This is a genomic window from Burkholderia sp. SRS-25 (assembly GCF_004343765.1).
Lineage (GTDB): Bacteria > Pseudomonadota > Gammaproteobacteria > Burkholderiales > Burkholderiaceae > Burkholderia > Burkholderia contaminans.
Genome location: NZ_PTXM01000023.1, coordinates 104,043 through 116,069, shown reverse-complemented (window position 1 = coordinate 116,069; position 12,027 = coordinate 104,043). Strand labels below are relative to the sequence as shown.

The following is a 12,027-nucleotide window of genomic DNA, read 5'->3' as shown; positions in this document are numbered from 1 at the left end:
CGACCGGGGCGCCAACCGAACGAAGACGGAGTGGACACGAGATGCTTCTGGGACGTACTGCAAGCGGCCTCTACTGGATGTACCGCTATATCGAGCGCGCGGAGAACATCGCGCGCATCGTCGATGCCGGGCTGCGGATGGCGCTCACGCGCACGTCCGACGCGCCGGCCGAATGGTCGTCGGTGCTCGTCAGCTCGGGCACGGACGAAGGCTACCGGCAGAAATACGACGCGTATGCGGCCGATACCGTGACCGACTACCTGCTGCGCGACCGCGACAACCCGTCGAGCGTGCTGTCGTGCATCGAGGCCGCGCGCTCGAACGCGCGGATGGTGCGCACGGCGCTCACGCGCGAGGCATGGGAGAGCGTGAACGGCGCATGGCTCGCGCTGACCCGCGCGCTCGCGCAGCCGGTGCCGGAGAGCGAACTGCCGGCCGTGCTCGACCAGGTGAAGCGCGAAACCGCGCTCATCCTCGGCAGCTTCTACAGCACGATGCTGCGCAACGAGATCTTCGATTTCGCGCAGATCGGCGCGTTCGTCGAGCGTGCCGACAACACCGCGCGGATCATCGACGTGAAATACCACCTGCTGCTGCCGTCGGTGTCGCACGTCGGCACGATCCTCGACAACTACCAGTGGGAGACGATCCTGCGCTGCGTCGCCGCGCACCGTTCGTACCGCTGGGTGTACGACGTGCAGTACAAGCCGATGAACATCGCCGACTACCTGATCCTGAACGGCCGCATGCCGCGTTCGCTGCGCTATTGCTACGGGCGCGTCGTGTCGAGCCTGAACCTGCTCGCGAAGGATTACGGTGTGACACACCCGTGTCACGACACGGCCACGAAGATCCTGCAAATGCTGTCCGACACCTCGGTCGAGCGGATCTTCAAGAGCGGCCTGCACGAGTTCCTGACCGACTTCATCGGCCGCAACAACAGCCTCGGGCTCGAGATCGCCCAGGCTTACAACTTCGACTGAGACTTGCCATGCGACTCGCCATTCGACACATCTCGCGTTATCAGTTCGACGATCAAGCCACCCATGCACTGCAACGGCTGCGGCTGCGTCCGCAGTCGGGCCCCGGGCAGACGGTGCGCGCGTGGCAGGTCACGATCGACGGCGTCGAGCCGTCGCTGTCCTATGCCGACGGGCTCGGCAACCGGATCGACCTCGTGCGGCACGACCGCGGCGCGAAGGCCGAGATCGTCGTCATCGCGGCCGGCGTCGTCGAGACGCAGGACCGCGCCGGCATACTCGGTCATCCCGAAGGCTATGCGCCGCCGTGGATCTTCGAGCGCGAAACGGCGCTGACGAAAGCGGGCGACACCGTGCGCGCGCTGGCGGAAGCGCTGCCGATCGAGCCGCGCAGCCTCGACGCGCTGCACTGGCTGATGACGGAAGTGCACGACCGCATCGCGTATGCGCCGAACCTGGCCGCCGACGCCCCCGTCGACGCGGAAACCGCGCTGCAAAGCGGCGAGGGCACGAGCCGCGACCATGCGCATGCGTTCATCGCGGCCGCGCGCGTGCTGAAGATTCCCGCGCGCTACATCTCGGGCTACGTGCTGGCGGACAGCGCGATGCAGCGCATCGCCGACGCGAAGCAGAACGCGGGCGACGTCGAGGAGGAAGAAGCGCTCGCGCTGCAGAGCGGCGAGGGCATGCAGCAGGTGCTCGGCGCGTCGCATGCCGCGCAGTCGCAGTCGCAGGGGATGCCGCAGCCGGCGCACGGCGCGCAGCCGCAGGCGGCCGGGCTGATGCAGCAGCCGGCCGGCCATGCGTGGGCCGAGGCCTATGTCGAAGGGCTGGGCTGGGTCGGATTCGATCCGTTCATGAATCGCTGCCCGGACGAGCGCTACGTGCGCATCGCGGTCGGCCTCGACTATCGCGACGCGCAGCCGGTGACGGGGCTCGGCGCGACGGCCGTCGGTGTCGAGATCAGCGTCGTGCAGACGCCCGAGCTCGTCTGACCTCGCGCACGCTTTCGCCGAATCCGCCAGGCCGGGGCGCCGCGTCGCATCGAGTGCGACGCGGCGCGCGGCTGGCCCAACCCGAACCGAGCTCCCATGTCCATCCACGTCGCGCTGCATCACACCACCCGCTATCGCTACGACCGGCTCGTCAACCTCGGCCCGCAGGTCGTGCGCCTGCGGCCCGCGCCGCACTGCCGGACGCCGATCCTCGCGTATTCGATGACGGTCGAGCCCGCGCAGCACTTCATCAACTGGCAGCAGGACCCGTTCTCGAACTATCTCGCGCGGCTCGTGTTTCCGGAGCGCACCGAGCACTTCGAGATCACGATCGATCTCGTCGCCGAGATGTCGGTGTACAACCCGTTCGACTTCTTCCTCGAAGCCAGCGCGGAGCAATACCCGTTCAGCTATGACGACGCGCTGAAGACCGAGCTCGCGCCGTATCTCGTGTGCGATCCGCAGACGAGCGCGTCGCCGCTGTTCCGAACGTATCTCGACGGCGTCGACCGCACGCCGGCCGGCACCGTGAATTTTCTCGTCGCGCTGAACCAGCAACTGCAGCGCGACATCGGCTATCTCGTGCGGATGGAGCCGGGCGTGCAGACGCCCGAGCAGACGCTCGAACTGGCCTCGGGCTCGTGCCGCGACAGCGCATGGCTGCTCGTGCAGCTGTGCCGCCACCTCGGCATCGCCGCGCGGTTCGTGTCGGGCTACCTGATCCAGCTGACGCCCGACGTGAAATCGCTCGACGGCCCGAGCGGCACGTCGGTCGACTTCACCGACCTGCACGCGTGGTGCGAGGTATACCTGCCCGGCGCCGGCTGGATCGGCTTCGATCCGACCTCCGGCCTGCTCGCCGGCGAGGGCCACATTCCGCTGGCCTGCACGCCGCAGCCGACCAGCGCCGCGCCGGTCGAGGGGCTGATCGACGAGTGCGAGGTGTCGTTCGAGCACGAGATGAGCGTAACGCGCGTGTACGAATCGCCGCGCGTGACGAAGCCGTACACGGAATCGCAATGGGACGGCGTGCTGGCGCTCGGCACGCAGGTCGACGGTGCGCTGGCGGCCGGCGACGTGCGGCTCACGCAGGGCGGCGAACCGACCTTCGTGTCGATCGACGATCGCGACGGCGCCGAGTGGAACACCGACGCGCTCGGCCCGACCAAGCGCGGCTATGCGACCGAACTCGTGCAGCGGCTGCGCGCCGAATACGGCGACGGCGGCTTCCTGCATTTCGGGCAGGGCAAGTGGTATCCGGGCGAGCAATTGCCGCGCTGGGCGTTGTCGATCTTCTGGCGTGCCGACGGCCAGCCGGTGTGGCACGACCCGTCGCTGTTCGCCGACGAGCGCGAGCCGTCCGCCTATACGACCGACGACGCGAAGCGCTTCATCGACGCGCTGGCCGCGCGGCTGAACCTGACCGACGAATTCATCCGGCCCGGCTACGAGGACGTCTGGTACTACCTGTGGCGCGAGCGCCGGCTGCCGGTCAACGTCGACCCGTTCGACTCGAGGCTCGACGACGAGCTCGAACGCGCGCGGCTGCGCAAGGTGTTCGAGCAGCAGCTCGACAGCGTGGTCGGCTACGTGCTGCCGGTCAAGCGTACAGAAAACGCGCCGGGTCTCGACGGCCCGCGCTGGCAGACGGGCCCGTGGTTCTTCCGCGACGAGCGGATGTACCTCGTGCCCGGCGATTCGCCGATGGGCTATCGGCTGCCGCTCGATTCGCTGCCGTGGGCGAGCCGCGCCGACTATCCGTATCTGGTCGAGCGCGACCCGTTTGCGCCGCGTGACGCGCTGCCGGACGCCGCCGCGATCCGTGCACGCTACGCGGGCCCGGCCGATGCGCCGCGCTACCTGTCCGGCGTGCATCGCGAGGCAGCCGCGCAGACCGTGATGCAGTGGCGCGACGACGGCACGGCTGGCAACGGCCGTCCGGCCGCGCGCGACCCGGGTCGCCAGCCCGAGCGGTTCGAGTCGGCCGCGTGGATCACGCGCACCGCGCTGTGCGTCGAGGTGCGCAACGGCATCCTGTACCTGTTCATGCCGCCGCTTGCCGCGCTCGAGGATTATCTCGACCTGCTCGGCGCGATCGAGCTGACCGCGCACGCGCTGGGCGTGAAGCTCGTGCTCGAAGGCTATCCGCCGCCGCGCGACGCGCGGCTGAAGCTGCTGCAGGTGACGCCCGATCCCGGCGTGATCGAGGTGAACATCCATCCGGCCGGCAACTTCGGCGAACTCGTCGATCACACGGAATTCCTGTACGACGCCGCGTGGCAGTCGCGGCTGTGCAGCGAGAAGTTCATGGTCGACGGCCGCCACGTCGGCACGGGCGGCGGCAACCACTTCGTGCTGGGCGGCGCGACGCCGGCCGACAGCCCGTTCCTGCGCCGCCCGGACCTGCTCGCGAGCCTGATCGCGTACTGGCACAACCATCCGTCGCTGTCATACCTGTTCTCCGGGCTCTTCATCGGGCCGACGAGCCAGGCGCCGCGCGTCGACGAAGCGCGTAACGACCAGCTCTACGAACTCGACATCGCGTTCGCGGAGATCCAGCGCAACAAGCTGCTGTTCGGGCAGGACATGCCGCCGTGGCTCGTCGACCGTGTGCTGCGCAACCTGCTGATTGACGTGACCGGCAACACGCACCGCAGCGAGTTCTGCATCGACAAGCTGTATTCGCCGGACTCGTCGACCGGCCGGCTGGGCCTGCTCGAACTGCGCGCGTTCGAGATGCCGCCGCATGCGCGGATGAGCATCGTGCAGCAATTGCTGCTGCGCGCGCTGGTCGCGCGTTTCTGGGCCGCGCCGTACACGACGCCGCTCACGCGCTGGGGCACCGCGCTGCACGACCGCTTCATGCTGCCCGCGTTTCTTCAGATGGATTTCGACGACGTGCTGACCGAACTGCGCGACGCCGGCTTTGCGTTCGATCCGGCGTGGTTCGCGCCGCACTTCGAATTCCGCTTCCCGCTGTTCGGCCAGATCGCAGTGAACGGGATGGAACTGTCGCTGCGCGGCGCGCTGGAACCGTGGCACGTGATGGGCGAGGAGGGCGCGCCCGGCGGCACGGTGCGCTACGTCGATTCGTCGGTCGAACGGCTCGAGGTGCGCGTGACGGGGCTGAACGACAACCGGCACGTCGTGACGGTCAACGGCCGCGCGTTGCCGCTGCAGCCGACCGGCACCGTCGGCGAATACGTCGCGGGCGTGCGCTACAAGGCGTGGTCGCCGCCGTCCGCGCTGCATCCGACCCTCGGCGTGCACGCGCCGCTCACGTTCGACATCGTCGATACGTGGCTGCAGCGCTCGCTCGGCGGCTGCCGCTATCACGTCGCACACCCGGGCGGGCGCAACTACGCGACGTTCCCGGTCAATGCATACGAAGCCGAGAGCCGCCGGCTCGCGCGCTTCGTCGAGATGGGGCACACGCCGGGGCGGATGGATGTCGCGGCTGCAGCGCCGAGCCGCGAATTCCCGTTCACGCTCGACCTGCGGCGGCCGTGACCGGACGATGACGACGCGGATGACGATGCGCGGTTCGCGATACCCCGGCGGTTTCGGTCGCTGGCGGCCCCGCCGGAATGCTAGGATGCGGGCAGATTGCGGCCGCGCGCCGCAGCCCGCTGCCCGGGTGGCGGCGCGTGTGCGCGGCTGTGCCCTGACGACGGAACGACATCGTGCCGCCCATTGACACCGATCATCTCGCCGCCCTCGACGCGATGCCCACGCTTTTCGATACCGGCGCGCAGCCGGATGCCGCGGAACTGGCCGCCGCGCTCGCGGCGCCGGCTGCCGCCGGTCGTTACGACGAACTGCGCGGCAGCGCGGCCGGCCTGAACGCGCCTGCGTTGGCGCCCGCGTGGCGCAGTTTCTTCACGTCGATCGGCAGCGACGGCGTGGCCGACCTCGATCGCCGCGCCGACGCGCTGCACCGGCGCATGCGCGAGAACGGCCTGTTCTATCAACTGCACGAGCAGCGCGCCGGTGACGGCGCGGCCGGCCCGTGGTCGCTCGACCTGCTGCCGCTGATCGTCACGCCCGAGGACTGGGTCTCGATCGAGCGCGGCGTGCTGCAGCGCGTGCGGCTGCTCAACGCGACACTGGCCGACCTGTACGGGCCGCAGACGATCCTCGAGCGCGGGCTGCTGCCGCCCGCGCTCGTCACCGCGCATCCCGGCTACCTGCGCGCGATGCGCGGCGCGCGCGTGCCGGGCGATACGTGGCTGCACGTCGTCGCGTTCGACCTTGCGCGCGGCCCGGACGGGCAGTGGCGGATCGTCGCGCAGCACACGCAAGGCCCGGCCGGCCTCGGCTATCTCCTCGAAAACCGGCTGATCGTGTCGCGGCTCTTTCCGCGCGGGTTTCGCGGGCTGCGCGTGCAGCGGCTCGCGTCCGCGTACCGCGCGCTGCTGCAGAGCATGCAGGCGCTCAGCCCGACGCGAAAGAATTCGCGGATCGTGCTGCTCACACCGGGGCCGCACAGCGCGACGTATTTCGAGCACGCGTATCTCGCGCGCTACCTCGGCCTCACGCTCGTCGAAGGCGGCGACCTGACCGCGCGCGACAACCGCGTGTTCCTGAAGACGCTGAGCGGGCTCGAACCGGTGCATGGCATCCTGCGGCGCGTCGACGATGCGTGGCTCGATCCGCTCGAACTGCGGCCCGACTCGATGCTCGGCGTGCCGGGGCTGCTGCAGGCCGTGCGTGCGGGCAACGTGCTGCTCGCGAACGCGCCGGGCTCGGGCTTCCTCGAATCGCCGGCGATGCTCGGCTTCATGCCGCGTCTCGCGGAAGCGCTGCTCGGCGAAACGCTGACGCTGCCGGCCGTGCATTCGTGGTGGTGCGGCGAGGCGGCTGCGTGCGACGACGCGCTGCCGCAGCTCGCACGCTGTATCGTCAAGGCATCCTATCCACCCGACGTGCAGGAAGGCGGCGCATTCGAGCCGGTGATCGGCGCGCGGCTCACGCAGGCGCAGCTGGCGGAATGGCGCGCGCGGATTCTCGCGCGGCCCGAACATTACACGGTGCAGGCCGACCTGCCGTTGTCGCAGGCGCCGACTTGGCCGCGCCACGACGCGCCCGACAGCAACGGCGGTGCACGCATCGTGCCGAAGCCGGTGCTGCTGCGCGTGTTCGCGCTCGCCGACGGCGCGCAGCGCTGGCGGCTCCTGCCGGGCGGCCTGTCGCGCGTCGGCACGCGCGACACGCTGTTCAACGCGCCGATGCCGCGCGGCGGCAGCACCGTCGATACGTGGGTAATGACCGAAGGCATCGTCGATTCGACGACGCTGCTGCAGACGCACCTTGGCCCCGACGACCTCGTCGAACGCCCGCGCGCGATCGCGAGCCGTGCGGCCGAGAACCTGTTCTGGCTCGGCCGTTATACCGAACGCGCAACCAACCTGATGCGCCTCGCGCGCGCGGCGCTCGAACGGCTGCGCGGCGAGGACGACGTCGACAGCCCCGCGCACCTGGAACTGCTCGACACGCTGTGCCGCGATACGGGCCTGATCGCAGCCGACGCGCCGAACGCCGTCGATGCGCCGCGTGCATTCCAGCACACGCTCGCGACGTCGCTGACGCGCGGCGCGGATCGCACGTCGGGCATTGCGTCCTGCCTGTTCGGGATGCGCGGCGCAGCCGCCGCGATCCGCGAGCGACTGTCGAGCGATCAGTGGCGACTGATCGACGACGCGACCCAACTGTTCGCGGACAGCGCCGGCCTGCCGGAAGCCGAAGAGCAGATCGGCAACGAGGCGCTGCAGTTGCTGGAGCGCCTCGGCCTGGTGCTCGGCGCGATCACCGGCGCGCAGACCGACAACATGACGCGCGACGACGGCTGGCGGTTGCTGTCGATCGGCCGGCAGATCGACCGGCTGGATTTCCTCTGCAGCGTGCTGAAGGCGGCCTTCGACGAGGGCGCGGTGCACCGGCAGGACGGCTTCGAGCTCGTGCTGGAGCTGTTCGACAGCACGATCACGTTCCGTTCGCGGTTCCAGCGCGGCTTCGACGTCGCGCCGCTGCTGTCGCTCGTCGTGCTCGATACCGACAATCCGCGCTCGCTCGGCTGGGTCGTGCAGGCGCTGCGCGGCCGGCTGACGAAGGTCGAGCGCAGCGAAGGCTACGCGCTGTCCGAGCTGGCCGAGACGATTCCCGACGTCCCCGCGTGGTCGCTGCACGAGCTGTGCGAGACCGCCGACGGCGGCCGGCACGACAAGCTGCTCGAGGCGCTCGACACGACGGTGAAGGCGGTCTGGGAGTTGTCGAACCGGATCGGCGAACGCTATTTCAGCCATGTGCGCGAGGCGGGCAGGACGTTATGGTGACGACGAAAGGCGCGGCGAAAGCGCCGCACGGTTCCGGCAATGCGCGGAACGCATCGGCACCGGCAGCAAAGCCCGCTGTTGCGCCAGGCCGGTTGCTGCGCGTCACGCACGACACCGAATACCGTTACGCGGCGCGCGTCGAATCGGCGCAGCACCAGGCACGCCTGCAACCGCTCGTCACGCCACGCCAGCAGGTGCTGTCGTTCGCGCTCGACATCGATCCCGCGCCGGAATCGGTCGGGACCGAGATCGATGCATTCGGCAATGCGCGCGCGTCGTTTGCGTTGAACCAGCCGCACGATGCGCTGCTCGTGCGCAGCCGCAGCACGGTACGCGTGACGCCGCCGGTGTGGTCGCGCGGTGCGCGCGGGGAGCCGCCGCCCGCCATTGCGAAACCCGACCCGAAACAGGCGATGGCGTGGGAAGCCGTGCGCGATCGCTTGCGGTTTCGCGCGGGGCAGCCCTACGACGCGGCGAGCGAATTCGTGTTCACGTCGCCGCATGTCGCATGCGATCCCGAACTCGCCGCGTACGCGGCGTCGAGCTTCACGCCGCAACGGCCGCTCGTGCAGGCTGCGTGGGAGCTGATGCGGCGCGTGCATGCCGATTTTGCATATATGCCGAACAGCACCGACATCACGACGTCGGCGCTCGACGCGCTGCGCTTGCGCAAGGGCGTATGCCAGGATTTCGCGCACGTGATGATCGGCGCGCTGCGCTCGCTCGGACTGGCCGCGCGTTACGTGAGCGGCTACCTGCTCACGCAGCCGCCGCCCGGGCAGCCGCGCTTGATCGGTGCCGACGCGTCGCATGCATGGGTCGAGGTGTATGACCCGGCGTGGCCCGAAGACAACGGCTGGCTGCAGCTCGACCCGACCAACGATCGCGCGCCGGGCGACGACTACGTGATGTTGTCGATCGGCCGCGACTATGCGGACGTGACGCCGCTGCGCGGCGTGATTCGCGGCGGCGGTGCGGATCAGGAGCTGAAGGTCGGCGTGACAGTGGAGCCGCTCGATGTCGTTTGACGCGGGTCCGCTGTGCGCGCCAGTCGCTTGTCGCCCGCTGCGGGCAGGAGCATACGGCCATGACGGTGGAACCGAACGGTAGAAGCACTGCGGTTCGGTAAAGGCTTCGTACGTGACCGTCAGACATGACCGGAAAGTTGCGCGTCATGCCGGTCAACTTAATCAGACGAGTTCAATTCTGTAGGAAAAGAGAAAACTGCACTTGTGCGCTGGTGCGCGGATTTCCGATGATCCGCATCTGCGTTCACGTCACGTCAGCTTGAATGACTGGCGGCGGAACGGCAGAACAACACCAAACCGCGCGCAGGAGCCAGGGTGACCCAGCTTTATCCCGAACATCGATCGGCGACGGACGAACCCGTCGCACGGTTGATCGATGCAACCGAAGCGGACGGCACCGCAACGTCACGCAAGCCCCCCTCGATCGTCGTTGGCCGCAGCGACGGGGTCTCGATGTGGACGAAAGGCACCCGGCTGATCTGTATCAAGCAAATGCCGTTGCCCGGTATCGTCATCTTCGTGCATGGGGTGAACTCTGAAGGCGAATGGTTCGAGGCGGCAGAGCAAGGATTGTGCGACGGCCTGAATCGCCGGCTCGGGCGGCTGGACGATCAACTGAAGTATCGCGGCATCGATGCCGGGCAGTTGGTGCCGGCGAAGTACACGGAAAGCGTGACGCCGGACGGGTTTCTGAACCCGAAGCTGCTTGCCGATAACTACGTCAAGGCCGATCCGTCGTTTTCACCGGTCATTCATTTCCGATGGGGCTATCGGGCGACCGCCGCTGAGCTGAAAGAGTATGGCGACAAGATCTTTCTGAACGAGAGGGACTACTGGGGCGGCGGCCCGTTCACGAACGGTTGCGCGAGCCTGCCCGATCTCTGGCACGGCGGCCTCGACGACCGCGCGGCCGGGTGGTTGACCGTCCAGGGGATCAACCCGACCAACCGGCCGCTGTATCGCGCGCCACCCCGCGCATATGGCGTGCTCGCAGCGTTGCGCCTTGCGAGGTTGATCGAGTCGATCCGCCGCATGCAGGCCGACGTGCCGATCACCGTCGTGTGCCATAGCCAGGGCAACATCGTGGGCCTTACCGCGGCTTTCTTCGGCGATGCACTACCCGATGTCGAAGATCCGTGGGGACGTAGCGGGCATTGCGTGGCGGATGCCTACGTGCTGGCGAATGCGCCGTACAGCCTTGCGCGCGCAGACGGGCCGAATCCATCCGATACGTTCATGGATACATGGTCGCAACGCGCGACCAGGGACGGTGGCGGCCGTCGCGGGCGGCAGACCTACACCGCCCGCACGAAAACGTTCGGCAAGTTTCTGTCGATCATCGGCACGCGGAAGGCCTATGAACTTCCCGCAGACAAGATCGATGAAGACATGGCGAACGAACGGGTATCGCCGACCAGCAAGAAGTCTTATGCAGCACAGGACGATCGGGTACGCCACGGCCTGAACGGATCGACGTATGGTCGCGTCACCGCATATTGCTGTCCACACGACCAGGTGATTTCGGCCGTCACGGTTCAAGGCATCGGCTGGCGCGGCATCGACGAGAACGAGCTGAACGATATCGGCGTCCCCGGCGTGCTGACGCAGCGCGTCTTTGCCTCCGGCTTCCACGTCGGCGTGCAGAAACGCTATCGGTATCGGGAGGATGACTGGCGGCATGGCAAAGAGGGAACGACGTCGGGATTCTGGTATCCGCCTTCGCCACCTGCCAAATTCAATCTCATCGGTGCACTCAAGGGAAACGAGTCCGTGTTCGGGATAGCGGCCACGCTTGCATCCGCGCCGATCATGTTTTTCGTGACCCAGATCAGCTCGGCATTGAATATGTTCCGCGTGAACGCCAATCCGCCGAAGGATTGGAGCGTGGTGGCGGACGCGCCGGCACTCGACGAACCGTTCCCGCCGAAGGCGTTGCGGTTCGGCAAGCCCATCGAAACGAAGGACGGCAATGCGACAAGCGACTTCAACGAAGGCAACGATCCGCCGGCCGCATGGCGCGACGCAAGCAAGAGCGAGGCAGACAAGCGCGCGGACGATCCTTACGATCAGTACAACGCGAAGAACAATGACAGCGTCGCACAAGGGACGGCAGAGAGCGAAGCCGGACAGCGTTATGAGGACCGCGCGTTGATGCGGATGGAGGCGCGGCGAACGCTGAATACGGAATGGCTCGATGGTGATGGCCACGTGATCGGTGAGGACGGCAAGAGCGAAATGCCGGACGGCTACAAGGAATGGCGCGATAAACAGATTGTCGATTGGCTCGATCGTGGTTCGACCAACAGCCCGACGAATCACTCCACGACGATGACCAATCCGAAGCATGCCGAAAAGGCGCTTGCGTACGATGTGGCGATTGGGGTTTGCTATCTGACGCCCGAGCAACTCTCCGACCTGCGGATTGAGGCGGATTGGCGGATGGGGGACGGCATCCCCAATGGCAATCCGAACAAGAAGTACTACGACTATTTTGCGTCAGGAGCGCTCGATAGAACGCCCCTCGATGAATGGGTACATGCCGAGAAAAGCGAAGCCAAGATTCCCTCCGCGATCGTGGACGAACGCGAAGGACAAGTCTATCTCAAGGTCGGGGGCGCGATTTGAAGATTCTGATTTCAACATGGCCTCGACGTGTCGCCGTTGCGGTCGCAGCGTGGATGATCGCAGCCGT

At 67.5% G+C, this 12,027-nt stretch carries 6 protein-coding genes; all 6 read left to right on the top strand.

Going from position 1 to position 12,027, the window contains the following annotated elements:
* Nucleotides 1–41 precede the first annotated feature (41 nt).
* Nucleotides 42–983 (top strand): alpha-E domain-containing protein, encoded by a 942-nt coding sequence (locus C5O79_RS29890; protein ID WP_039357158.1) that lies wholly within the window; start codon nucleotides 42–44, stop codon nucleotides 981–983.
* 8 nt (nucleotides 984–991) lie between these two features.
* Nucleotides 992–1,975, top strand: coding sequence for a transglutaminase family protein (locus C5O79_RS29885; RefSeq protein ID WP_046547559.1), 984 nt, complete (start codon nucleotides 992–994; stop codon nucleotides 1,973–1,975).
* A gap of 96 nt (nucleotides 1,976–2,071) precedes the next feature.
* Nucleotides 2,072–5,485, top strand: a complete 3,414-nt coding sequence (locus C5O79_RS29880; RefSeq protein ID WP_122475530.1) for a transglutaminase family protein — start codon at nucleotides 2,072–2,074, stop codon at nucleotides 5,483–5,485.
* 215 nt (nucleotides 5,486–5,700) lie between these two features.
* Complete coding sequence (locus C5O79_RS29875; RefSeq protein WP_163009052.1) at nucleotides 5,701–8,307, top strand: circularly permuted type 2 ATP-grasp protein; 2,607 nt, start codon at nucleotides 5,701–5,703, stop codon at nucleotides 8,305–8,307.
* On the top strand, nucleotides 8,301–9,335 hold the full coding sequence (locus C5O79_RS29870) for a transglutaminase family protein (protein WP_131932013.1): 1,035 nt from the start codon (nucleotides 8,301–8,303) through the stop codon (nucleotides 9,333–9,335). Before C5O79_RS29875 ends, C5O79_RS29870 begins: the two co-directional genes overlap by 7 nt.
* 453 nt (nucleotides 9,336–9,788) lie before the next feature.
* Nucleotides 9,789–11,960, top strand: coding sequence for a hypothetical protein (locus C5O79_RS29865; RefSeq protein ID WP_122477390.1), 2,172 nt, complete (start codon nucleotides 9,789–9,791; stop codon nucleotides 11,958–11,960).
* Nucleotides 11,961–12,027: the final 67 nt, after the last annotated feature.

Bases quoted from the DNA above. Each gene is read 5' to 3' on its own strand.
- C5O79_RS29890 (WP_039357158.1), top strand. From the start codon at position 42: ATGCTTCTGGGACGTACTGCAAGCGGCCTCTACTGGATGTACCGCTAT.
- C5O79_RS29885 (WP_046547559.1), top strand. From the start codon at position 992: ATGCGACTCGCCATTCGACACATCTCGCGTTATCAGTTCGACGATCAA.
- C5O79_RS29880 (WP_122475530.1), top strand. From the start codon at position 2,072: ATGTCCATCCACGTCGCGCTGCATCACACCACCCGCTATCGCTACGAC.
- C5O79_RS29875 (WP_163009052.1), top strand. From the start codon at position 5,701: ATGCCCACGCTTTTCGATACCGGCGCGCAGCCGGATGCCGCGGAACTG.
- C5O79_RS29870 (WP_131932013.1), top strand. From the start codon at position 8,301: ATGGTGACGACGAAAGGCGCGGCGAAAGCGCCGCACGGTTCCGGCAAT.
- C5O79_RS29865 (WP_122477390.1), top strand. From the start codon at position 9,789: ATGTGGACGAAAGGCACCCGGCTGATCTGTATCAAGCAAATGCCGTTG.